The organism is Sphingopyxis sp. H050 (assembly GCF_001468265.1).
Lineage (GTDB): Bacteria > Pseudomonadota > Alphaproteobacteria > Sphingomonadales > Sphingomonadaceae > Sphingopyxis.
Map to the genome: position 1 here is coordinate 17,038 of NZ_LNRZ01000014.1, position 22,311 is coordinate 39,348.

Below are 22,311 nucleotides of genomic sequence, written 5' to 3' on the forward strand. Positions count from 1 at the left end.
CGCGCCAATGAACCGCAGAGGACTCTTCCCCGCTCTCGCCGCCAGCCTGCTGCTTGGTGTTACAGCCGTCGTTGCCCAGGATTTGACGGACTTCGACCCGAAAGCGATCGAGGCGCGGGCCGATACATTCAAGGCCGACGCCCAGGCGCTCTTCGACTATGCTACCGCTAACGCGCAAACCCAAGGCGAAGAGGCGCAGACGGTTGTCGCGCAAGGCTATGAGGCAGTTGAAGGCCTCGATGTGTCGCAGATCGCCGGCAAGGATGGCCCGGTCGACTTCGACGAAATGGTGGCTGGCGCCAGGGCCGGCATGGCCCGCCCCAAGGGTGCGCCGCTGTTCGTGGCATTCGCCAGCCTGTCGATGCCAGAAGAGGCGCTCGCACAGATGATCGCCGACACGACCAGAGCAGGCGGCGTTGTCGTTTTCCGCGGCTTCTCCACCGGTAATCCGCAGACCTTCATCAGCGGTATCCGCAAGGTTACAGACCAGTCTGGCGCAAGCAACGTGGCAATCGATCCCCGGCTGTTTCGATCCTTCGGCGTCGACCGGGTGCCTACCTATGTGGCTCTAGCGACCGATTTCGAGCCCTGCGATCAGCTCGATTGTGTGACCGCGCCGCCGCCGCATGATCGCATCTCAGGCAATACCAGTGTGGCTTATGTGCTCGAGACCTTCGCCGGGGCCAACGGTCCGGGCGCGCCGGTTGCCCGTCTCGCCCTTGCCAATCTGAGGGGGAAGAGGTGAATGGCCTGCGCATCCTTGCGGTCTCCCTTGCGCTTGCGGCTTGCGGTCATCTTGCTCACGCTCAGATGGCGGCCAGTGATGCTAGGGTAGAAGGCGAAGCAATCGCAAAGGGTGTCCGTGACACCACGTCTTCGGACATCCTTGGCAATGGTTCGGCGGCAAACGTGCCCGGCTTCCAGGGTACGGATATTCCAGCGCGTGATTATGTCGACGATCCTGTCGGATTGACAGCGGCGGGTGAAGCGCAGCGGTATCAGAATGAGTACCGTGTGATCGTCGATCCCTACAGGACCCGTTTCGATCCGGGGACTGTCGACCTGTCTGCCGGTCGCCTGATTGAAGCTGACCCCGACGCCTATCTCGGCGCTGGTGGTGGGCCTGGAGGAGCAGCGGGAGCCTGCAACCCCTTACCTCCGGGAGGCACTGGCACCACGACTTATCTTGAAAGCTGCAACGCCGGCTCGCAGCCCTTTGCGGAGGCGCGCAACTGCAATGCGCCGCTGCAGATCCAGACCGAGGGACGACGCACCTGGGAGTACGTCTGCGAAACCGAAGCGTTTGCTGATCGCAATGAGATGTGTCCGATGCTTGCGCAAGCACCGGACTCCAGCTCTTGCACTCTCGAGCGCACCGTTCGGGTAGGGCAAAGGTGCCTGCAGTGGGTGGAAGAGGAATTTGGTCGCAGGTGGTGTGCTGAGCCGGGTGAGCCGTTCTTCCGCCAGTTCTGGCAATGCCCCTCTCGGCTAAGCGGCGTACCCGGCGGGATTGAACGCAATACCTCGCGGATCGTCGGCGAGACCATTGACGAGGCCGCCTGCCAGAGCGCCACGAATGGTGCCACCTGCACGCTAGCGAGCGAGGTCTGCACTGCGCCTGGAGAGACGCGGGTCATCAATGGTCTTTCGGTGACGCGCAGCTGCTGGGAGTGGCAGCGCACCTATCAGTGTGAAGGGGTGGCTCCTGCCAATGACTGTGGTGCCCTTGAGGCGCGTGGGGATTGCAGGTTCAGCCATGATGAGTGCCTGAGTTTTGACGCGGATGGTGTGACCTGCAACGTCCATGATCGCTGGTACCAGTGCGCCATTCCCGGCGCGGGATCGCCGCCGCCGCCCGCCTATGTCTGTGCAGGCGATCTCTATTGCATCAATGGGGAATGCACTCAGGTCGAGCGCGAGGCATCACCTGAGTTCAAGGACGCCATGGTGGCCATGAACGTCATGGGCGAGCTGCGGGACGGGTTTGATCCTGACCGGTTGAAGATCTTCAGTGGCGAGCATTTGCGCTGCACCCGAAAGGTTTTCGGGTTGTCGAACTGCTGCAGCGGCAAGGGCGTGCCGCTTCTCACGCCGTTCCTGTGCGACCGCGAGGACCGTGAGGTAGACAAGCGGGATGACGAAGGTCTGTGCCGCTTTATCGGGACCTATTGCTCAGCCCGCGTGCTCGGCGTCTGCGTGACCCGCAAGCAGTCGTACTGCTGCTATGGCAGTAAGCTCGTCCGTATTCTCAATGAACAGGGCAAGGCGCAACTTGGGATGCGGTGGGGGACGCCGCAGCGCCCTGACTGCGAAGGTTTCCTGATTGCCCAATTCCAGCAGCTTGACTTGAGCCGCATGGATTTCCGGGAAGTTTATGCCGAGTTCGTTGATGCGGCAAAGCTGCCTGACGAGATCGATATGTCGATCCAGATCCAGCAGAAAATTCAGAACTACTACAACACGAACGGTGGGACCTGACCCATGAGCAGCGCCGATATTCTTGCCTTCCCGCATAGCGAGCCGTTTCCGCCAGCGCAGGTGCTCGATCTCGCGGTCAGCGTCGCCATCGGCCGCGATCTGGCGCGCAGCGAGACCGAGATGTTCGCGCTCATCAAAGACTGGTTCTTGCGGCCTGCGACGGTCGGTGAGCTCGCAGCATCGATCAAGCGTCTTCTTGATTGCGGCTCGATCACTCGGGTGAGCGATGGCGAGTTCGACTTTTGCCTCACGCCGGCAGGTGTGGAGGCGACCACCACCCTGTCGGGGGGAATGATCCGGATGATCGACCGGGGCCGCGGTTACTTCAAGACCGCCTTCCTCTTGCAGATGCTCGACCTTGAAAAAGGAAAATGCCCATGACGAGACTAGCGCTCCTGAGCCTTGCGGCGGCCCTCGGGGCCGCGGCTGTTCCCTTGCTGGCCCAGCCACCGGCTGATGCCAATCGCGATGCGTTCTACTGCGACGAGCGCAAGCTTGGGAGCTGGTTTTACTGCAACTCCGAGGAGGCCAAGCGCAGGGCACGCGAGCAGGCAATGCCTGCATCGCCTGCCATTCCTGCGACTGAGCGCATGGCCCAGATTACGGCGAAGCTCGATGAGCTCAAGGCACGTGCCATTCTCGAGCCAACGTCCGAAAACATCGTCAGCTATATCCGGTTTCAGCGTGAGCAGCTCGACCGTGCTTCGACATTCGCGGATGTGTGGGGCCGCTCGATCTGGCAGAACCCCGATCTCGACTATACGCTCGAACGACCCGTCTCGACCCTCGCAAAGCAGACTTGGGCGGAGGATCGCAAAGCCCAGCGTGAGGGCTCGATGGCGGCGCTTACCGAGCGCTACGGGGTCTTCTATTTCTACTCCTCATCCTGCTCGGCTTGCCGAACCTTTTCGCCGGTAATGCGGGCGCTGTCCGACACCTATGGGCTCGAGGTTCTCGCGGTCTCGATGGATGGCGGACCCAACGAAGCGTTCCCCAATTATGTCGTCGATAGCGGCCAGTACCAGCGCATGGGTCTGCAGGGCGGAGCTGTGCCGGCGCTGGTCCTTTTCGACACCCAGACACGCAAGCCGATTCCGATCGGCTACGGCGTGATGGCGGCCGACGATGTGATGCAGCGCATTTTCTACCTCACCCAGATTGAGCCCGGGAGTGACTACTGATGGCACGCCAGACCAAGCGCGGCTTTGCCGCCCGCCTCTTCCGCTCTTCGGGGACGGCCCTTGCCGTGCTTGCCGCTGCGAGTTTTGCGGCAGCCCCGGTCAGTGCCAATGTCGGGTCGGAGCTCAATAGCTTCTTTGACGACATGGGCGCTGCCGCCAATGCCACCGGCCCCGTCGCCTATCAGGGCCAGTCGGCAGGCTATTACTCGGGTGGCAACATCTGGACCCGTTTTCCGCAAAAGAACGTGAACCCGGTCAATCTGCAGCTGCCGGGGGTCAAAGCTGGATGCGGGGGCATCGACGTCTTCTCCGGCAGCTTCTCCTTCATCAACACCGACGAAATAGTGGCCATGCTGAAAGCGACTGCCAACAACGCGCTGGGCTTTGCCTTCCAGCTCGCAATCAAGTCAATCAGCCCGCAGATCGCCTCGACCATCGAGGAAATGGCACAGAAGGTTCAGCAGATGAACCAATTCAACATGAACAGCTGCGAAGTGGCGCAGAACCTCGTCGGCGGCTTGTGGGGCAAGTCCGATCGGATGTCCTCGGAGATTTGCAAGTCGGTCGGCAACAGCCAGGGGTTGTTCTCCGATTGGGCCAAGAGCCGCCATGAATGCGGGACAGGGGGGCAGCGTGCCTCGACGATCGCGGCCAACAGCGATCCCGACATTCCTGCACAGAGTTACAACTTCACGTGGGAGATGCTCAAGCAAAGCTACCCCAGTTTCTCGACCGAGTTTCGTGAGTACCTCATGACCTTCGTCGGAACGGTGATCTTCTACCAGGATGGCGATGCCAGTGGCAAACGCGGGTTCCAGTTCGTGGGGCAGGGCGACCGCGCCCTTCTGACCGCGCTTCTGGACGGTACCAGCTCGGTCACGATGCTGAATTGCGATACCAACGACAAGTGCCTCAACCCGACCACGCAGGCCATGTCGATTTCGGCGTCACAGGCGTTGAAACCCAGGGTCCGGGCGATGATCGAGAGCATGAACGCGAAGGTTCGCAGCAATGCCGCGCTCACCAGTGACGAAATCGGCTTGCTCGGGGCGACCACCATTCCACTCTACAAGATCATGACGGTCAACGCTGCCGCAACCCTCGGGGGCATGACCAGCAACGACATGAATGACCTCGCCGAAATCGTGGCGATGGATCTGCTCGATGCGCTTGCGCAGCAATATTATGGCTATGCCTCGCGCGGGGTAGGGACCTTCCAGAATGCCAATGAGGAAGCTCTTTCGCAGTGGCGCGATCAGATCAATTCGGTCCGACAGGTGCTCGACACATACTCGCAAGGCATGAAGCTGCGCCTCGACCGGACCCAGCATGTCGTTCAGCGCGCGGTGTTCCTCGAGGGCACGCTCAGGAACAATCTGTCGCCGCAGATGTCGGCCGCGCTGTCATTCAGCACGTCGCTTTCGCGCCAGGGCATCCAGTAGGGACCGCGTGCCATGATGGAGATATTCACGATCGGCGGGGGCGAATACATCGTCAATGTCTTCAACGCGGTATCCGCTTGGACAGGGGGAGGGGGCTTTCGCTCGCTGCTGCGCGTCGTGATGGTCATGGGCTTGATTTACACGCTGCTAGTGGTGGCGTTCAGCCTCAACTGGCGTGCCTGGTTCAACTGGTTTCTGGGGGCCACGCTCATGTACGGTGCCCTCATCGTACCCACGATGACGGTGAGGGTTACCGACCGCCTCAATCCATCCCTGGCACCCGCTACGGTCGCAAACGTCCCTCTGGGACTGGCAATGATAGCCTCGGTCAGTTCGACTGCTGGTGATTGGCTCACGCGCACGGCTGAGACGGTTTTCGTGATGCCAGGTTCGCTCCAAATGTCGAGCAACGGCATGATCTACGGCGCGCGCCTGTGGGACCGCACCCAGGACTTCCGGATCCGCGATCCCCGCATCAGCGCCAATCTTGAAGAGTACATGAAGCAGTGCCTCTTCTACGACATTCTGCTCGGCTTCAAATCTTTCGATACGATCGCGAACTCCAACGATATCCTGACGGAGATGGGGCCGGGATCGCCCGCGCGAGGGATGAAGTTCGTGCCCGAAAGCGGCCCTCCTACCATCGTCACGTGTCAGGCCGGTTATACGGCGATCGCCACCGGCGTTACGACCTATTCCGACACGGCACTGGAGGAAGAAGGTCGCAAGATTTTCCCGGGGTTAACCCCAGCGCTCGCGCGCTCGAAGCTGATTGCGGACCTTCCGATTGTCGCCAACCATTTCCATGGCAGTTCGCAGTCCGCGCAGCAGATTTTCCAACAGCGCTCGCTCGTCAACGCTTTCCTTCAGGCGCGCGCCAACCTTGGTGCGGCCGATGGTGACACCTTCGCGGTCCTGCGTGCCGAGGAGCAGGCGCGCAATACCTATACGTCGATAGCGGAGCAGGCCATGACATGGGTCCCGCTCCTCAACATCGTGCTGACGGTCGTCTTCTATGCGATGTTCCCGGTGATCTTCCCGCTCTTTCTCATCCCGCGCAGTGGGACGCCTGCGCTGAAGGGATACTTTACCGGCTTCTTCTACCTTGCCGCCTGGGGACCGCTCTACGTGGTCCTGCACATGTTCATCATGGACCGGACGGCTGATGCGATGAACGCGACCTCGCCGGGCGGGGTGACGATGGCCGGGATGGCAGGAATCGATGCCGTCAACACGGATACGGCAACGATTGCTGGCTTCCTGATGATGTCGATTCCGTTTCTGGCTGCAGGCATGGCCAAAGGCGCGATGGCGGTGTCGTCTCAGGCAACTTCGATGTTGGCACCTGCCCAGTCTGCGGCCGAGGCCGCAGCGGTGGAGCGCACGACCGGAAACTACGCTTACGGCAACGAGAGCTACATGAACCTCTCGAGCTCCAACCGGCAGTCTGACCAGTGGAATACGGCGCCGTCGTTCTCCGGGGGCGCGCCGATCATGTCGAGCGTAGGTGCGAATGCCGCGATAACCCGAACAACATCAGATGGGTCGACGATTTACGATACCTCACCTGCGATGAGCCGCCTCGCGTTTGCATCTTCTGTCAGCCAATTCGCGAATGCTGAGCGTCAGCAGACGCTGTCCGAGCTGGAGACTGCGCGCAATACGCTGAGCGAAGAGCGCTCCCGCGCGCTATCGTTGGCTGATCGAACTTCGAGCCGGCAAACAACCGGCACCCGCAATTCCAGCGGCTCCGAGAGTTCTGCAGGGTTCCGGTCGGGCGAGAACCTTCAGCGGTTTGACAACCAGTCGCTTGATGCACGCGACACGGTCTCGGAGAGCGATCGTGTGAGTTCCTCGCAGGGAGCCCAGCAAAGCAATACGGATCGTCTCGAAACAACCAAGGGTGGCTCGCTGAGCGTTGGTGGTTCAGCGGGCCGCGGCGGTAATCGCGCTGCAAATGGCGAGGGCGGAAGCGGGGCGAATGGTGCCATTGGCGGCAACGTTCAAGCGGGAATTAGTGGCGGCCGTTCGCGGCTAGATTCGGTCACCCGAGGAACTGAAGCCAACCAGAGCCAAGGCTTCGACTCATCGACATCTGAAAATCGTTCAAATGGATCCAACGCAACGCAGGACAGCGGCAGCTATTCGCAGAGCGGCAGCTTCAGCCGGAGCGAAGGGTACTCGGAAAAGGCCTTTTCCCGTGAACAGGCTCTTGAGGACGTTCGGCGGATTGATAAGCGCATTGCGGCGATCGACGAGGTCTCGAAATCCCTCAGCAGCAACACCTCAAGTAGGGATGGCTATGGGTCCAATCTCTCCTTTGACCTCAGCCAGATTATCGCAAGCCGGTACCAGGAAAAGGCTGGTGAACTGGGTCTGACGGCACCGAGTCTGGCCCGTACTGATCTTAGCCCCCAGGAGCAGGCGACTGCTGAAGTGGTCGCTCGGGCGATAATCTCCGACTATTACGATCAGCGGGTGGCGCCGTTCAGCGATCTGATACCAGAATCTGGTTCGCTTGTGGGCAATGTCTCAGGTCCGGGCTCATTTACCGAAGCAGACTTACGCGGACAGGGTCCCCGTCGTTCAGCCGGGTCACCGCGCAATCTTGTCGAGGGGGCGTCAGACAGCGCGATCGGCAATCGAATTGAGGAAGGCGGTCAGTCTCTCGGACAGCGTTATGAGACCAATGTCACGCGATCCGGCCAGCGCCGTCAGGATTTTCAGCAGGATCGCAAAGGCGAGGACGGTGCCGACGATCGCTTCAATGAGCGCTTCTATGATCGTGATCAGCGGTGACCTTTTAAACCCAACCGCTATTCCGGAAAGGCTACCAGCTAAGGACGGCCACGATGAGGAAGGCAATCGAAAGAGCCAGTGCAATCAGCGAACCACCCTTCGAAGGCTTCCCTCCGTAGGTGAGATACTCTTCCGGGCTCTTAGGGTTGCCGAAACGGCCAGGGAGATCAGTTGGGGATGCGCCGCGTGAGATATCGCCAGTGACGACAGCATAAGTGATCGGATCCATGTTCGATCTGTTGTTGAAATCGTCCATCGGGGTTCTCCTAGCCTTTCCGTAGCGTTTTTACGCCAAAAAGACAATCATAGGATCAACGCTGCGAGGGGTTAGGAGTCGATTGCCGATTCGATTTGTATCAGCGATTGCGTGGGGTGCCAGAATCATACCAGAAGGGGAGCGGTTGCGCTGAATTCAAGCGAGCCGTTGAGAGCATGTTATCGAAGACTGACGCGACCTATCTCGATCTTCGAGAGCGCATTCTATTTGGCGAGCTCAAGGCTGGAGCACCGTACTCTGCCCAGGACATGGCTGCCTACTACGGGCTTCATATCAATATGGCGCGCAGGCTGCTGGTCGCCTTGAAGGTCGGCGGCTATCTTACCCGCTCGGGCACGTCCTATGTCATCTCAACATTCTCGCAGAGCCAAGTTGAGGAATGGCGCCTTTCGTTGGGCGCAATCGTCGAGATCGGAGCAGTACGGTTGGCGCAGTCCGGGGGTGGAACTCTTGGCCCGCTTGCGGCATTCATCGACGAACGCATTCGAAACGTCCCTGTGAAACACGAGGATTTTTTTCTTGGTGCCATGGGGCTGACGCATATCGTCCTGGGTGGCAAGGAAAGCACCCTTGCCAACCTTGTCTCGCAATTCATCCCCCAGGCGTTTTTCCGCCTCCTTTGGATGGCAGATTCTTATGCTGTCCGCACAGGATTTCTAGTGGAGGCGAGCGACCAGTTTCTTGGATCTGCCAGGTCAGGCGACCTTGCGGGCGTTCGCGCAGCTAGCCGGATCTTCTTCGATGGCATCGCCCCTTCGCTCCAGACGCTCATCGAAAAGATGGGCGAGGGCATCTATCCGGTCAACGACCGCCAGGATGGGTTTCAGACGATCGAGGACAACATAGCCGGGTATCCAACCTATGCGGGCAGCTCCCGCACATTCACGCCGATTATAGAGCCTTTGGAAGAGGTCGGTCAGGTAGCCCTGCCGCTTTGCTGAGTGAGGCCTCCTACGCGATCACGGGCTCTCTCGGGTGGAGCCGCATGGCGACAGCTTCGGCTGCACAGTCCCGCGGTTCGGGCGTCCCGATGAGGTCCACAATGACATTAGCTGAACGTTTCATGCCCTCGAGGTCGGCAGCCTCAAGTCGAGCCGCAACTGCATAGGCGACCGCCAAACTGGCGTGTTTGACGTAATCTTCCATGAGGCGAAGCTCGCCGGTGGCGCTGACGATCGCCAGCATCATCCTGTTATGAGCAAGGCTCGTCCCAATCGTGTCCCCGCCATCCGCTTCTTCGAGGAAGTTCTCAGCCAAGGCGCGGATAACAGGTAGTGCCGGCGCGCAGTCCATGGACGACAGCCTGATGATTGCCGCGGCTTCGATTGCCGCTAGTTCGGCTATCTTATCATCGAGTTGCTTGCCGCTGGGCTGGTACCATTTGAAACGGGCCCAGTCCGTCTTAATGAAACCGGTGCTCCGCAGTTCCGCAAATGCGGCGGCACCCCAGTCTGCGTCCATTCCCACGATCGCGGCAAGCGAAGCTGGGTCAGTGCCCTCATATCCGAACTTGGAACTGATGCTGCAGCGCCGAATTTGCTCCATGCACGCGTCAGGGCTGATCGCCATCCGCTTGGCAGCTTCCTGGTAGAGCTCAATCCGTTTCGCCATGCGGCAATAGTAGCATGACGGCAATTCTCATCAATCGGCCTTTGGCCAATCGCCTCCGTGTACCTCACGCTCGTATTTCGAAATACGCTTCCATGCGATGGCGATTTCGTCAAATCCATCGTTCGAGAACAAGCGTTCGCACAGGCGGTCGATTTCGTGCGGGTCGTTAGGCAAGCTCTCGTCCTCACGGTACTTTGCGACCGCGTCCATTACTTTCAGAGCGTCGTCGTAGTTTGCCATTCGGTGCTCGTTTCGACCCTGTGATCGGTCGCATTGCTGTGGACCGTATGTCAAGACTGTATCACTAACTATCAAGGGTTTGCCGGTTGTTCGATTGGGCGCATTGCCGGTTGCATTGGCGTCGAGGCAAGCCTGTCGCGTGAAAGCGTTAGACTGCGCTGCGTTGGGTCGCGCTCAGCATCAAAACCCTTGAGTCGGTATGGCGCTCCTCTGCGAGGCGGACCGCCGCAAATCTTATGACCATACATTCCCCAAGTGGCATGCCGTCTGACGTGAGCTTCGCCTGAATCCGACCGCAGGACAATCATTTTCCGTCCCGAGCGGCGTCGTCGGGCGCGCAAGGCGCTGAGACAGGGCAGATCGGCCCGCGAAGCCGCCGTGTTGTGCCCTGGTGGCGGTGTTTTTCAGCGCAGCGGACAGACCCATCCTGCCGTTTTCGTTCAGTTTGGGCGTGGATGGCGGTCATGCGCATAGCGGAGGCGCTCGCAATCGGCGGATGGCGGCGAGGATGGCGCGGACCATCGGACCGGTGACGGCCACCTCGGCCAGCTGGAAGGTGATGGCGCGGGCATGGCGGACGACACGTGCCCCGATCTTGATCAGCTTCAGTTGAGGGCATAGCGTGGATGGTACGCTAAACAACGCTAAGGGCGAACAATCAGCGAACGCTTATGCGACGCGGCTATCCGGCGGGAGATTGAGGGCCTTGCGGCCAGCGGAAGCGGCTGCGCGATCCCAGAGGAAATCGCCGGAGAAGGCAATATGCTCCCAACCCACGGGGGACGTATGGGCGAGCAGATAATCAGGCACCGCGACCGAGGTTGATCGTAGATGCTGGGCGGCAGCATCCATGTAGATCGTGTTCCAGTAGACGATCGCGGCGATGACTAGATTGAGGCCGGATGCCCGATATTGTTGCGCCTCATGGCTGCGGTCGATGATCCGGCCTTGGCGGAAGGTGTAGATTGCCTGCGTCAGGGCATGGCGTTGTTCGCTGTTGTTGAGACCAGCATGGCATCGCTGGCGCAGATCGGGATTTTCCAGCCAGTCCAGCATGAACAGGGTTCGCTCGATCTTGCCGATTTCCTGTAGCGCGACGTCGAGTTGGTTCTGCCGTTCGTACGCGGCGAGCTTTCGCAGCATGACCGATGGCGCGACATGGCCGGCCTTGATCGAGCCGACGAGGCGCAGCACGTCATCCCATTGTTCAGCGATGATGTCGGTGCGGATACGCTTGCCCATTAGCGGGGCGATGGCCGGATAGGCCTTAACCGGCGCGATCGGCGCGAGGCGCCGGTCTGGAAAGTCGCGCAGGCGCGGGCAGAAGCGAAATCCCAGCATCGCGCACAGGGCGAAGACATGATCGGTCGCCCCGCCAGTGTCGGTGTAATGCTCGACGATTTTCAGATCGGTGCCGTGGCTGGTGAGGCCGTCGAGAACATAGGGTGCCTCATGCGTCGCGGCAGAGATCACGTTGACGTGGTAAGGCGCACGCTGGTCGGAAACATGAGTGTAGAAGCTGAAGCCATGATCGACGCCATAGCGGGCGTTGATATCGCCGCCCGATGCACCGCGCTTCGCGCCCCTGAAGAACTGGCCATCGGAACTGGACGTTGTGCCGTCGCCCCATACGCGCGAGAATGGCAGGCGGTGATGCGCGTTGATGAGCACGGCCAGCGCCGCGCAGTAGCTGTCGTCGCGGATATAGGCGTCATGGGTCCACAGGAGCTGGTCGCGCGTCACGCCCTGGCTCGCGGCAGCCATGCGCGACAGGCCGAGATTGGTGGCATCCGCAAGGATGGTGGCGAGCAGCGCGTTTTCGTTGGGGCACGCTTCGCCGGTGCGCAGGTTCGTGAATGCAGCAAGAAAGCCGGTTTCCTGCGCCACTTCATGCAGCAGCTCGGTGATGCGGATGCGGGGCATCATCGCATCGAGCCGGTCAGCCAGCGCTTCGGCATCGGGCATCGCGATCGTGCGAACCGGGGATATCTGGAGGCGGCCGTCGCGGAACCGCACACCCTCCAGAGCGTCGCGCTTCAGGCGCTGGGCAAATTTCTTCAGTCGCCAGTCCAGTTCGCGGCCCCGTTGTTCGAGCCATTCGCTGGCTGTGGGTGGCAGACCAAGAGCCGACACGATTGGCTTCGCCTTCGGTTCGCTGAGCAGGTAGCTGTCGAACTGGCGGTATCCCGCCGATCGCTCCACCCAGACATCCCCCGAACGCAACTTGTTGCGCAGATGCGCGATCGTTGCGATTTCCCAGAGCCGCCGGTTGATCTTGCCGTTATCGCCAACGACGATTTTTCGCCATTCTTTACGGAAGGGCATCGGAGCGTCGGTAGGAAGATCGCGTTTGCCCGACCTGTTGAGGTCGCGCAGCATTTCGATGGCAGCGATCGTTTTCGCACTGCCCTTTCCGGCCCTGAACTGGAGCGTCTCAAGCAGGTCGGGGGCGAACTTGCGTAACGTCGCATAGCGGTCGGCCGCGACCGTCAGCGGATCGAGGTTGGCGGTTTCCGCGATGCTCGCCACTTCCGGCCTCGCCTTCATCAGGGTGTTCCACCCGACCGATGCGTCCAGGACCTCAATTGGATCTTCGCCAGTATCGACCGCATCGGTCAGCGCATCGATCGTTCTGCGAAAGATCAGCATCAGCCGCGCCACGTTCTTCGATGTGGCGGCATAGCTACGCGCCTGGGCATTCTTCGCGCGGGTGAAGATGCTGCCGATCAGCTTGTCCGCCATCTCCAGAGCGCTGTCGGTCAGCTGCTCTTCAAGATCGAGCAGGAAGGCAACCAGCGTGGCGCGCCGCCGGGAGGGAACGTATCGCTCGATCATATAGGCAGGCGATGCACGGCCTTCCCGGACATATTGCCGGAAGCGGTCCGCGTGGATGCGGCCAGCCACGTCCGGGGAGATGCCGATCTTCCGCACTTGCCGCAGGCGGTCGAGAATCTGGCGGATATGATCGGGCCTTGCCGCGATGGGAATGGTCTTGAGCGAAGCGAGCTGGCTCATGCCCCCGGCGTCGTCAAAGAGCTGGTCGAGGGCGTGGACCTGTTCAGCGCTGAGATCGTCGATCAGGGCATAGGCGGCTTGCTTGCGGGCACGCGCGCGCCCCGCGCTGCTGGCACGCTCGATGGTGGAGATGGACGGCAGCAGAATCCGGGCCTCACGAAGGGCGGTGACAACACCGGTCGCTATCGTCATCCCCTTGTCGGTCGCCCATGCCGTTTTCGTGGCCGCTTCGATCATGAACGGAATATCGGCACGCGTCGGCCCTCGCAGTCCCAAGCGCGCGGCTAGCTCGCGAGCATGGTCCGTCATGGTCTGGTCCCTCGCCGCATAGTCAGCCAGATCCGTGACGCGCAGGCCAAGCTGTTCTGCGACGAAGGCGGCGAGATCATGGGGCATCGCTCCCCTGTTCTGTATCAACTGCGCCAGTGTGATGCCCGGGTGGCGCAAGAGCGCGAGTTGCAGCGCGACGCCCAACTGGTTCCGTCGTTCCCGTCGCGCGCCGATGATCTCGATGTCCGCAGGCTCGAAGGTGTAGAGCCGAGCCAAGTGGTCGCGATCGGTCGGGATGGCAAGGATCTGATTGCGCTCGCTCTCGGTCAGGAGTTGATGCTTGCGCTTCGTCATGCCGATTCCCGTCCACAAAAGGTCAACTGCGCCTATGGACAGCCATGAGTAAAGAGACATAGTATGTGGACGGCTATGGGCGGGGTGAAGCGGTCGCCCTTCAGAGCGTCCACAGAACGACCGTTTGGGAGACACGATAGATGGGCGGCATTCTGGGCTACGCCCGCGTCAGCACCGGCGATCAGGATGTGGCGGGCCAGACCATGCGACTGGAGAATGCCGGCGCCATCAAGGTGTTCACCGATGTAATATCGGGAAAAAGCATGGAGCGGCCTGGACTGGCCGAACTGATCGCCTATGCCCGCAAGGGTGACACGCTCGCCGTGGTCCGCCTCGATCGGCTTGGGCGTTCGCTGACTGAACTGCTCGCCACAGTCGAAACTTTGCGCAGCCAAGGCATCGCCCTCCTGAGTCTTGAGGAAAAAATCGACACCTCGTCGGCCGCCGGCGAACTCATCTTCCATGTGTTCGGAGCTATCGCCCATTTCGAGCGGCGGCTAATCTCTGAGCGGACCCGCGATGGGATCGCCGCTGCACGCGCCAAGGGCAAGCAGCCTGGCCGTCAGCCGCTCGACATGTCCAAGGTGGATGCGGCCATCAAACTGGTCGAAGCCCGTATCTCGCCGACAGAGGCAGCACGGCAACTCGGCATCGGCAGATCCACCATCTATCGCGAAATGCGCCGCCTTGGCGTGGAAAGGCCTGCCTGAATGTCCAGATTGAAATCTGCTCACGATCTGTCCGGGCTGATGAAATATGCGGATCGTGCTCCGTGGGACGAGGCGATGGATGAAATGCTGTCCGCGCATCTCGGTCCGGCATGTGAAGCGACCGGCCTCGAACCCGACGCCATATTCGAGATCATCGGTGATCATTGGCAAGGGCCGCTATGGGGCTGCGCCTTTGAAGATCTGCTGACACAGGAACTGGAACCTGACGGTCGCAATCTGGTCGATGACTATCTCAAGCGCCGAGGCTGGAACGAGAAGGCGCCGAACAAGGCCTATATGCGCGCGCTGCGGGATACGATGATGTCGCTCTATGAGGTTAGCGAGGTCGTCCCCGGTCAGTCGATGACCTTGCGTGATCTGTTGCGGGATGTTGCGCCAGTCACGGTCCGCGAACACGGCGCGACACAGACCCTCGTCAACTGGGACAAGATCGCTGCACGGGTTGTCGATGTGAACGGTCGCCATGGCATCTCGGGCGCGCTGTTGCCGTTCAGCGCTGATGGCGCCCTACAACTGATCGACGCGTTTGGCCGGCTTGCGGACGATGCAAAGGACACCTCCGAACTAAACCAGACCGACCGGGATGCTATTTTACGGGCATCAGGCCCGATGTTCACGAACATGTGGCTGCTCGATTGTCTGGGCAAAGCCATGCCTGGCACCATGCCGGATATGGTCAACGCCGATGGCGATGATCTTGTGTTCCACCGCATCGTCTTCCCCCTGGCCAAGGGCGTGATCGGCAAGAGCGTGGTTCGCAGGCTGAACGCGGCACAATGGCTGGAGCCTGCCAGCGACACATTCTGGAACTGGCTGGTGCCGGTGACGAAGGAGAGAAAACCACGAACGGCCAAAGGCGGGCAGGCTTTTGTGACGACCATGGAGGACGGCACACCCGTCTTCGCCAATGTCGAGTTGGCGGGACGCAAACTGATCGTTGAGGTCAATAGTGCCGCCCGTGCGGAGAAAGCGATTGCGCAAATGGGCGAATGGCTTGGTGATTGCGTGAGCACACCTATGACCGAAATCCGGACTCTGGCCCAGTTCATGGCTGATGACGCCGCCCGCGCTCCGCAGGAAGAGCCGCTCGATATCCCGCCGGACGAAATGGAGCGCATCGTTCATGATATGCTGACACGCGAATATACCAAAACGCTTGATGAAGCGGTGCCTGCCCTTGGCAACAAGACGCCGCGCGCTCTGGCCCGCACGAAGGCTGGCCGGGCGAAAGTGGCCGACTGGCTCAAATATATAGAGAATGGCGCAGCAAAATCCGGGGTCGGCGAGCCAATGGCTACCTATGATTTTACGTGGATGTGGCAAGAGCTGGGCATCATCGGCCTCCGCAGGTGATGCCCTTGCACGCCGTTCCGGTATTGTTCGTCCTTAGCGTTGCTTGGCGTACCTCCCACGCTATGCCCTCTTCAAGGAGCGCGGCAATACCGACGCCATGATTGTCACGCGCCGTAGCCAGCAGGTCTTCTCAGAAAGTTGCGAGGCTCACGGTGGCACCATCGTCCCGGCCGATGACCTGCGGACCGGGATGTTCCGCAACCGCGTCATTGCCCACCTGACCCGACCCACCGGGTATCGTCATCAATGGCGCGGTGAAGTGGCGATCTGCGACGGCAGCGGAGGCGAGCCGCTGGTGGGGTTCGTGTCTCTCCTGATGGATAATTCGGAGATTTCACGGTCCGGCGATATCGGGAGCCAGGTGATGGGGCGTTTGTTCGGCGGCCTGTCCAACACCACGGCGATTTACCTGTTTCACCCGGATCGACTGCCGACCGTTGCCGATGCCGCTGCGGTCGTCGACGAGGAAGAGCGCCGGATTGCCGCGGTCGAAGAGCGGTTCGAGGCAGCGAGCGAGCGGATCGCGGAGTTCCAGCGGAACCTGGCGATCGGCGACGAAAGCAACTGCGGCACGGTGATCGAGGTTCGCGGCCCCATGGCAGAGATTGCGGTGCCGACCAACCGGCGTGCGCCCAATGGGGAAAGCACCTTCTGGTCGCGGATCGAGCGCCTCGCGCCGCCCGGCTACGCGATCTGCACTTTCGGCCTCTGACGCCCACAGACCCACAATTACACATCCCCACAAGTCCACATTCACGAGGAGGATCAACAAATGCGCATAATCTCAGTCCAGAGCATTGCCGGCGGCACCGGTGTTACCAGCGTTGCCACCGAAATCATCGCCGACAAGCTGCGTGCAAAGGAGGCAATTCTGGCCATCGATCTGGGCAACACCCAAATGCTCGGCCGCAAGAATCTCGGTCGTGGTTTCGAGACGCTGGGTGACGCATCGCTGATCTTCGGCGCATGGCCCGCTGGAGTATGGCTACGGCAGGAAGCCCTTCCGCGACTCTGCCTGTTGGACCTGCGGGAACAGCGGCACCCCTATGATGCATGCGAAGAAGAGGTGCTGCTGGCGCTCACCTGCTATGACAGCGTCGGCGATATTCTCGACAGGTTGCGCGACCAGATGGCCAGTTTCGCCACCCGCTTCGACAGCTGCGTGGTGGACCTGTCCCAGGCGCCCGACCTGCTCAGGCGCCTGTTCATCGCCGTCAGCGACGAGGTGCATTTCTGCGAACGCCTGATGTCAGAATCGCAGACCTGGGAGGCCTTCCGCGAGAAATTCCTCGATGGCGAGGAGTACAAGCCCGACCAGATCTGGATCAAGCACCCCGATCGCGGCGAATGGCGGCCGCAGGTGATCGAGGACTGCCCGGGAATGCGGCTTGTCGATGCCTGATCCTTCATCGGCGTGCGCTGCGGCGGGAGGTCGAGCAAACGGTGTCCACCAAAGGGCCGCCCTCCCCTCGCTTCGGACTGCATCGAAGACCCCTTCGATCGCTCATTGACCTTGGTCCGGCACATACGCAGTCGGAGTGTCGAAGGAGAAAGCGATGCGTACCTCATTCGATCTTGGCAAATTCGATCCCGAGGTCACCTTGATGGATGCCGCCGTCGAAGAGGAGATCTTGCCGACCATGCGAATGGTGGCAAATGCCAGCCTGGGCGTCGAGCCCTTCGACGCCTACTACGCGGCGCAGGAACTGCTCGAGGTGCTGGAGGCGGTCCAGAGAAAGACACCCGGGGCAAAGGTAAGGCTGGCAGGCATTCTTTCGGCGGACTGCGACGATTACCAGCGTTGCCTCTATTACTGCCTCGCTGGGCGAGGAGCTGGCGTTATGCTCCTGTCCCTGTCGTGGCTGGTCCGCATTCTCCGCGGAAGGGCGGGTGCAATGGGCGAAGTCCTGCGAACGAAGGCAGAGGTGGAGCCGCCCTGCCCTCCTTATGTCGCCTCCCAACCTGATGGCCCGGTACCGTCGGCAAGCGAAGATTTCCACCTCGGTCCATCCTGGACCAGGGACCCGTTGACATATGGGCCGATCAAAGATTGAAGCGGCAACTTTGTTGGACGGTCCGGAACGGCAGGTTTTGGGGAGTGAACGAGGGATAGCTGCCCATTGTTGCGGCCATGTCCGATGGCAGCTAGCCGAGATCGATTTTACCGGCATTGCGGCTTCGCGCTTGTTTGAATAGGTCTGGCCCGGAATCCACTGGCGGGGAATGAGGCTATGCGAGAACATGAGTTGCGGCGGCAAGTTGTCAGCGAAATGCATTTGCGTCGCTGGCCGCTGTTGCAACTGCCGGTCGCAGTGTTCCAGTGGGTGCTTGAGGTTGGGCCTGGCGAGCGTGAGGCGGAGCGCTCAGTCTTGTCCGCTCTGTGCGGAAGCCAATCGGATGAAGAGAATCCGCGCCACCTGTCAGGTGCACTCTTTGGCGACGTCTCCTTTACATGGGAGCGACAGAGCGAAGGTTCGACGCTGACAGTGTTTTGTCCGGAACGCGCCATCGAAGTTTTGCTCGACCCCGGACTGGACTCTTCGGTGGGCGAGGCCATTGACTGGGCGGAAACCCTGCCGGGCGCAATCATTCGCGCGACATCGATCTGGGTTGGTGGCGACGAAGCCGAAGTCGAGAGGGCATTGCCGGCGGTTGATTTCAATCGCAGCGAGCTTGTGTCATGCGGCCTCTCCGGGGGAGTGCGTATCTGGTCGGATTTTCGCATTCACCCCGATGGCCGGGGGCGCCTTGTGGTGTCAGCCGGGGAAGTCGACCGGAGTGATCTCACCCGGCAACTGCAGCAATTGCAGGAGCTTGGGAATTACCGCAACAAGGCGCTCTTGGGGCTGCCGGTGGCACAAGAGGCCTGGCCAAGGCTGGACGCGGCCGAACGCGAATTGGCCGCACTTGCCAAGGCCGTAACGTCCTCGGTGGCCTCTGACGATGATTTGCTGGCGCAATTGTCTGACCTCAGCCTGGAACTTTCGACCATTGCCACGTCAATCGGCTATCGCATGAACGCTACCGCAGCCTATTCGCGTCTGGTGGAAGAGAGGCTCGCACAACTTGCTCCGGAACCGATCCGTGGGTTCGCTTCGCTCGTCGACTTCACTGAACGCCGCTTCCTGCCAGCAGCGCGCACCTGCGCCGCCTTGACTGAGCGCGAACGCCAGCTGACACGGCGTGCGCGCCAAATCTCCGAACTGCTGCGCGCCCGCATCGAGACGCGAATCGAGAACCAGAACGCGAAGCTGCTTCGATCGATGGAGCGCAGCACGACGATGCAAGTGCGCTTGCAGCAGATCGTCGAGGGCCTCTCAGTAGTGGCCGTGAGTTATTATGCCATCGGCCTGCTAGGGTATGCCATAAAGGGTGCGTCCCATCACTTTGACTGGGTTGATCCGGAAGTTGCGATCGCTTTGCTGGTGCTGCCGGTCCTGGGATCCGTGTGGTTTGCGCTCCATTCGCTCAAGAAGCGGGTTCTGGGCGGCCATTAACTGCATCCACGCGGAAATTGCGCAAGCGACAGCGCCTGTTACCAGCCTCCAAGCACATTTCATTGTTAAGTTAGCAGGCGAAATGCAAACTTTCCTTGCACATCGGTCGCGACTGGCAGTAGCAGTTGCGGTCCGCTGCATGTTGGGAGGTGCATTTGGCCGGGGAATTGACGATCCTTGTTGTTTCGCGCGACGATGCGCTGATCAGCGCGGCGCGAGCTGGGCTGAAGGAGCGAGCAGATTACCGGCTGGTCATAGCTGAGGACGGCAAGGCCGCGCAGGAGCGGCTCAACGACATCGAAGTACACCTCTTGCTTTGCGATCTCGACACGGTGGACGATGCCCAGGACAACATACTGACACGCGCGCGCGTGTCACATCCGGGGGTTTGTCGAATTGCGGTCTCTTCGCAGAATCGCGACGAAGCTGACAGCGAGGCAGTCCGTCGCTCTGCCGCCTATCTCTATCTGTTCAAGCCGCTAACACCTCATCAGATTGCGCTCATGGTAAAGCGCAGCCTGGAAATGAACGAACTTTCGCGACGCCATCGCCTTCTTTCGCGTGAACTGAAGATTTCGGTCGATGACCAGATCTTCGAGGAACGCGTGGATATGTCAGTCAAGGGCGGTTACTCGCAATTCGAGAAGCTCGTTTATGCCAGCGCCAAGATGGCTGATTTGATCGTTGAAGCGCGCAAGGCGGCGGTTACCGATCTGCCAGTCCTCATCGAGGGCGACACCGGGACGGGCAAGGAACTGCTGGCGCGAGCGATCCATTTCAACTCTACACGTGTCGATTCTCCGATCCATGTACAGAATTGCGGCGGTATGCTGGATTCCACGCTCCATTCCGAATTGTTCGGACATGTGCGGGGGGCTTACACCGGAGCCACCGCAGACCGGCTTGGGCTGTTCCGTGCCGCAGATGGCGGAACGGTGTTCCTTGACGAAATTTCAGATGTTTCGCCGAGTTTCCAGGTCAGCCTGCTGCGCTTCCTTCAGAATGGCGAGGTTAAACCGCTAGGGTCGGACAAGTTGTTGCATGCCAATGTCCGGATCATTGCGGCGTCGAACCGGCCGCTTCTGGAAATGGTCGAAAAAGGCGAATTTCGGCGTGACCTGTATTATCGTCTCAAAGGCTTTTCGCTGAGCATCCCGGCGCTGCGAGACAGGCGGGAGGATATTCCTGTTCTTACAGATTTCTTCATCGAGAAATATGCCGGAGTAGTCGGCCGCAGGGTAATTGGCATTACGCAGAGTGCGCTCGACAGGCTGCAGGCTCATCAATATCCAGGCAATGTCCGGGAACTGGAAAGCGAGATCAGGCGCGCGGTGGCGCTGGCTGAAAATGGTGGTTACATTACAGAGCGTAACCTTTCGGCCGTGTTTGATAATCTCGTTGTTGCCCCGGATGTCGGCCAGCAGGCGGAAATGGAAGGCGGCACACTCAAGGAGATGGTCGAGCGTCTGGAGCAACGGGTCGTGGTAGGTGCACTCACCCGTTTTCGCTGGAACCAGAGCAAGACTGCCGACGCGCTGGGGCTATCCCGCGTGGGCCTGGCCAACAAGATCAAGCGCTACGGTCTGCATGATGGCTGACGTTGGTCTCATGCAGGAGCAGGAGCAGGAACGGGAGTGGCAGTGAAATGGCAGACCGGGACAATGTTGTTCGCTTGCGTTTTTCCCGCATGCCCTATCCGGGGCAAGAGGCGCCACAAGACCTCGGCTCGACAAAACTGACGCGAACAGCGGGTGCAGGACTTTCTGGTGCGCATGGCCATTGGTGCGGGCGCTGCAAAGGCATCTGGTATTCGGCGTTCGGCGAAGTTGAATGCCCGGTCTGCGGCAACCGGCACGGCTAGCCTGAACGGTTGGCATACGCACCTCCTGCGGCTCCGACTGCAAAGAATGTTTCAAGGAGTGCGTGCAAAGTTTCTTTGCATTTTCTTCGCCGAAAATATGAGCTTCATCATAAAATACTGAAAATGCTTTATTATTTTTCTGGCACGAATCATGCTTAATGTCCTCCCATAGCCCGCAGGGGCATTTGGCCGGTCGGGCACTCCGCCGGGAAGTTGGGAGACTGAGAAATGGCGAATCTGTTGTGGCTTCAAGGCGGTGCGTGCTCTGGCAACACCATGTCCTTCCTTAATGCCGAGGAGCCCAGCGCATGCGATCTGGTGACGGATTTTGGCATCAATGTCCTTTGGCATCCCTCGCTTGGCCTCGAGCTGGGTGAGAATGTCAAAGTCATGATGGAAAAGTGCCTTTCCGGCGAAATCCCGCTCGACATTTTCGTGTTCGAAGGCAGCGTCATCAATGCGCCCAACGGTACCGGCGAATGGAATCGCTTCTGTGGCCGCCCGATGAAAGACTGGGTGGCAGATCTTTCTGCCAAGGCGCAATTTGTTGTGGCAATCGGCGATTGCGCCACCTGGGGCGGCATCCCGGCAACGGCGCCGAACCCGTCTGAAAGCGAAGGCTTGCAGTTCCTCAAGCGGGCCAAGGGTGGAGCGCTGGGCGAAGGCTTCACGTCTCAGGCTGGCCTTCCGGTCATCAATATTCCCGGCTGCCCCGCTCACCCTGACTGGGTAACGCAGATCCTTGTCGCCGTTGCCACGGGCCGCGCGGGCGACCTGACGCTGGACGAATTCCATCGGCCAAAGACCTTCTTCTCCAGCTTCACGCAGACGGGCTGCACCCGCAACATGCACTTCGCCTACAAGGTCTCGACCACGGCCTTCGGTCAGCGCAAGGGCTGCCTCTATTACGATCTGGGGTGCCGCGGCCCGATGACTCACAGCCCCTGCAACCGCATTCTGTGGAACCGCGTTTCGTCCAAGACCCGTGCTGGCATGCCCTGCCTTGGCTGTACGGAACCGGAATTCCCCTTCTTCGATCTCGCCCCAGGAACTGTCTTCAAGACCCAGACTGTGATGGGCGTGCCGAAGGATCTGCCGCTAGGGGTTGATCGTACCGGCTACGTCAAGCTCACAGCTGCCGCCAAGGGTGCGGCTCCGGCGTGGGCCGAAGAGGATATCTTCGTCGTCTGATTCATGAGGGT

20 protein-coding genes and 1 pseudogene are annotated in these 22,311 nt (G+C 60.3%); 16 read left to right on the forward strand and 5 right to left on the reverse strand.

All coding sequences use genetic code 11. The annotated features are described in order from the left end of the window. Positions 1 to 7: 7 nt before the first annotated feature. The 6 genes from trbC (at position 8) to ATE67_RS19890 (ending at position 7,900) form a co-directional block, all read left to right on the forward strand. Positions 8 to 745, forward strand: a complete 738-nt coding sequence (trbC, locus tag ATE67_RS19865) for a type-F conjugative transfer system pilin assembly protein TrbC (RefSeq protein WP_058803352.1) — start codon at positions 8 to 10, stop codon at positions 743 to 745. A gap of 65 nt (positions 746 to 810) precedes the next feature. After that, complete coding sequence (locus tag ATE67_RS19870) at positions 811 to 2,478, forward strand: conjugal transfer protein TraN (protein WP_058803351.1); 1,668 nt, start codon at positions 811 to 813, stop codon at positions 2,476 to 2,478. Positions 2,479 to 2,481: 3 nt separating this feature from the next. After that, complete coding sequence (locus tag ATE67_RS19875; protein ID WP_058803350.1) at positions 2,482 to 2,859, forward strand: hypothetical protein; 378 nt, start codon at positions 2,482 to 2,484, stop codon at positions 2,857 to 2,859. Next, positions 2,856 to 3,659: a conjugal transfer protein TraF gene (locus tag ATE67_RS19880; protein WP_058803385.1), complete on the forward strand. Its 804-nt coding sequence runs from the start codon at positions 2,856 to 2,858 to the stop codon at positions 3,657 to 3,659. Before ATE67_RS19875 ends, ATE67_RS19880 begins: the two co-directional genes overlap by 4 nt. After that, entirely contained in the window at positions 3,659 to 5,101 is a 1,443-nt protein-coding gene (locus ATE67_RS19885; RefSeq protein ID WP_054735543.1) for a conjugal transfer protein TraH, read from the forward strand. Before ATE67_RS19880 ends, ATE67_RS19885 begins: the two co-directional genes overlap by 1 nt. A 12-nt stretch (positions 5,102 to 5,113) precedes the next feature. Next, on the forward strand, positions 5,114 to 7,900 hold the full coding sequence (locus ATE67_RS19890; RefSeq protein ID WP_058803349.1) for a conjugal transfer protein TraG N-terminal domain-containing protein: 2,787 nt from the start codon (positions 5,114 to 5,116) through the stop codon (positions 7,898 to 7,900). A 31-nt stretch (positions 7,901 to 7,931) separates the two neighbouring features. Here ATE67_RS19890 and ATE67_RS19895 read toward each other — a convergent pair whose 3' ends face one another. Continuing rightward, a complete protein-coding gene (locus ATE67_RS19895; RefSeq protein ID WP_058539808.1) occupies positions 7,932 to 8,156 on the reverse strand; it encodes a hypothetical protein in 225 nt (74 codons plus the stop codon). A gap of 176 nt (positions 8,157 to 8,332) precedes the next feature. Here ATE67_RS19895 and ATE67_RS19900 point away from each other — a divergent pair, with 176 nt between their 5' ends. Next, the gene (locus ATE67_RS19900; RefSeq protein WP_058539809.1) at positions 8,333 to 9,118 is read left to right on the forward strand and encodes a hypothetical protein; all 786 of its coding nucleotides are present in this window, start codon (positions 8,333 to 8,335) and stop codon (positions 9,116 to 9,118) included. A gap of 10 nt (positions 9,119 to 9,128) precedes the next feature. On the opposite strand, the gene ATE67_RS19905 is transcribed toward ATE67_RS19900, so the two are convergent. The 4 genes and pseudogenes from ATE67_RS19905 to ATE67_RS19915 all read right to left on the reverse strand — a co-directional run bounded on the left by ATE67_RS19905 (position 9,129) and on the right by ATE67_RS19915 (position 13,667). Next, a complete protein-coding gene (locus ATE67_RS19905; RefSeq protein ID WP_058539810.1) occupies positions 9,129 to 9,788 on the reverse strand; it encodes a hypothetical protein in 660 nt (219 codons plus the stop codon). 30 nt (positions 9,789 to 9,818) lie between these two features. Next, the gene (locus ATE67_RS19910) at positions 9,819 to 10,028 is read right to left on the reverse strand and encodes a hypothetical protein (protein WP_058539811.1); all 210 of its coding nucleotides are present in this window, start codon (positions 10,026 to 10,028) and stop codon (positions 9,819 to 9,821) included. Between the two features lie 462 nt (positions 10,029 to 10,490). Next, a pseudogene (locus ATE67_RS21185) lies at positions 10,491 to 10,640 on the reverse strand (transposase); the annotation flags it as partial. Positions 10,641 to 10,697: 57 nt separating this feature from the next. Then, positions 10,698 to 13,667, reverse strand: coding sequence for a Tn3 family transposase (locus tag ATE67_RS19915; RefSeq protein ID WP_007015734.1), 2,970 nt, complete (start codon positions 13,665 to 13,667; stop codon positions 10,698 to 10,700). A gap of 140 nt (positions 13,668 to 13,807) precedes the next feature. Between ATE67_RS19915 and ATE67_RS19920 the strand changes: the two genes are divergently transcribed. The 9 genes from ATE67_RS19920 (at position 13,808) to ATE67_RS19955 (ending at position 22,300) form a co-directional block, all read left to right on the forward strand. Continuing rightward, positions 13,808 to 14,377, forward strand: a complete 570-nt coding sequence (locus ATE67_RS19920; RefSeq protein ID WP_007015735.1) for a recombinase family protein — start codon at positions 13,808 to 13,810, stop codon at positions 14,375 to 14,377. Continuing rightward, positions 14,378 to 15,751, forward strand: coding sequence for a hypothetical protein (locus ATE67_RS19925; protein ID WP_007015736.1), 1,374 nt, complete (start codon positions 14,378 to 14,380; stop codon positions 15,749 to 15,751). A 43-nt stretch (positions 15,752 to 15,794) separates the two neighbouring features. After that, complete coding sequence (locus ATE67_RS19930; protein ID WP_007015737.1) at positions 15,795 to 16,463, forward strand: hypothetical protein; 669 nt, start codon at positions 15,795 to 15,797, stop codon at positions 16,461 to 16,463. A gap of 60 nt (positions 16,464 to 16,523) precedes the next feature. After that, positions 16,524 to 17,153: a hypothetical protein gene (locus ATE67_RS19935; protein ID WP_007015738.1), complete on the forward strand. Its 630-nt coding sequence runs from the start codon at positions 16,524 to 16,526 to the stop codon at positions 17,151 to 17,153. 154 nt (positions 17,154 to 17,307) lie between these two features. Further along, positions 17,308 to 17,805 carry a hypothetical protein gene (locus tag ATE67_RS19940; protein WP_039330979.1) on the forward strand — a complete coding sequence of 166 codons (498 nt, stop codon included), beginning with the start codon at positions 17,308 to 17,310 and terminating at the stop codon, positions 17,803 to 17,805. Between the two features lie 177 nt (positions 17,806 to 17,982). Beyond that, positions 17,983 to 19,248: a DUF3422 family protein gene (locus ATE67_RS19945; protein ID WP_007015740.1), complete on the forward strand. Its 1,266-nt coding sequence runs from the start codon at positions 17,983 to 17,985 to the stop codon at positions 19,246 to 19,248. A gap of 149 nt (positions 19,249 to 19,397) precedes the next feature. Then, complete coding sequence (locus ATE67_RS19950) at positions 19,398 to 20,846, forward strand: sigma-54 dependent transcriptional regulator (protein ID WP_039330884.1); 1,449 nt, start codon at positions 19,398 to 19,400, stop codon at positions 20,844 to 20,846. Positions 20,847 to 20,999: 153 nt separating this feature from the next. Further along, complete coding sequence (locus ATE67_RS21780) at positions 21,000 to 21,230, forward strand: hypothetical protein (protein ID WP_168727286.1); 231 nt, start codon at positions 21,000 to 21,002, stop codon at positions 21,228 to 21,230. A 107-nt stretch (positions 21,231 to 21,337) separates the two neighbouring features. After that, positions 21,338 to 22,300, forward strand: a complete 963-nt coding sequence (locus tag ATE67_RS19955; protein ID WP_011536524.1) for a hydrogenase — start codon at positions 21,338 to 21,340, stop codon at positions 22,298 to 22,300. Positions 22,301 to 22,311: the final 11 nt, after the last annotated feature.

What these genes read in the sequence shown, in the direction of transcription:
- trbC (WP_058803352.1), top strand. Translation starts at nt 8, where the DNA reads ATGAACCGCAGAGGACTCTTCCCCGCTCTCGCCGCCAGCCTGCTGCTT.
- ATE67_RS19870 (WP_058803351.1), top strand. Translation starts at nt 811, where the DNA reads ATGGCGGCCAGTGATGCTAGGGTAGAAGGCGAAGCAATCGCAAAGGGT.
- ATE67_RS19875 (WP_058803350.1), top strand. Translation starts at nt 2,482, where the DNA reads ATGAGCAGCGCCGATATTCTTGCCTTCCCGCATAGCGAGCCGTTTCCG.
- ATE67_RS19880 (WP_058803385.1), top strand. Translation starts at nt 2,856, where the DNA reads ATGACGAGACTAGCGCTCCTGAGCCTTGCGGCGGCCCTCGGGGCCGCG.
- ATE67_RS19885 (WP_054735543.1), top strand. Translation starts at nt 3,659, where the DNA reads ATGGCACGCCAGACCAAGCGCGGCTTTGCCGCCCGCCTCTTCCGCTCT.
- ATE67_RS19890 (WP_058803349.1), top strand. Translation starts at nt 5,114, where the DNA reads ATGATGGAGATATTCACGATCGGCGGGGGCGAATACATCGTCAATGTC.
- ATE67_RS19895 (WP_058539808.1), bottom strand. Translation starts at nt 8,156, where the DNA reads ATGGACGATTTCAACAACAGATCGAACATGGATCCGATCACTTATGCT.
- ATE67_RS19900 (WP_058539809.1), top strand. Translation starts at nt 8,333, where the DNA reads ATGTTATCGAAGACTGACGCGACCTATCTCGATCTTCGAGAGCGCATT.
- ATE67_RS19905 (WP_058539810.1), bottom strand. Translation starts at nt 9,788, where the DNA reads ATGGCGAAACGGATTGAGCTCTACCAGGAAGCTGCCAAGCGGATGGCG.
- ATE67_RS19910 (WP_058539811.1), bottom strand. Translation starts at nt 10,028, where the DNA reads ATGGCAAACTACGACGACGCTCTGAAAGTAATGGACGCGGTCGCAAAG.
- ATE67_RS19915 (WP_007015734.1), bottom strand. Translation starts at nt 13,667, where the DNA reads ATGACGAAGCGCAAGCATCAACTCCTGACCGAGAGCGAGCGCAATCAG.
- ATE67_RS19920 (WP_007015735.1), top strand. Translation starts at nt 13,808, where the DNA reads ATGGGCGGCATTCTGGGCTACGCCCGCGTCAGCACCGGCGATCAGGAT.
- ATE67_RS19925 (WP_007015736.1), top strand. Translation starts at nt 14,378, where the DNA reads ATGTCCAGATTGAAATCTGCTCACGATCTGTCCGGGCTGATGAAATAT.
- ATE67_RS19935 (WP_007015738.1), top strand. Translation starts at nt 16,524, where the DNA reads ATGCGCATAATCTCAGTCCAGAGCATTGCCGGCGGCACCGGTGTTACC.
- ATE67_RS19940 (WP_039330979.1), top strand. Translation starts at nt 17,308, where the DNA reads ATGCGTACCTCATTCGATCTTGGCAAATTCGATCCCGAGGTCACCTTG.
- ATE67_RS19945 (WP_007015740.1), top strand. Translation starts at nt 17,983, where the DNA reads ATGCGAGAACATGAGTTGCGGCGGCAAGTTGTCAGCGAAATGCATTTG.
- ATE67_RS19955 (WP_011536524.1), top strand. Translation starts at nt 21,338, where the DNA reads ATGGCGAATCTGTTGTGGCTTCAAGGCGGTGCGTGCTCTGGCAACACC.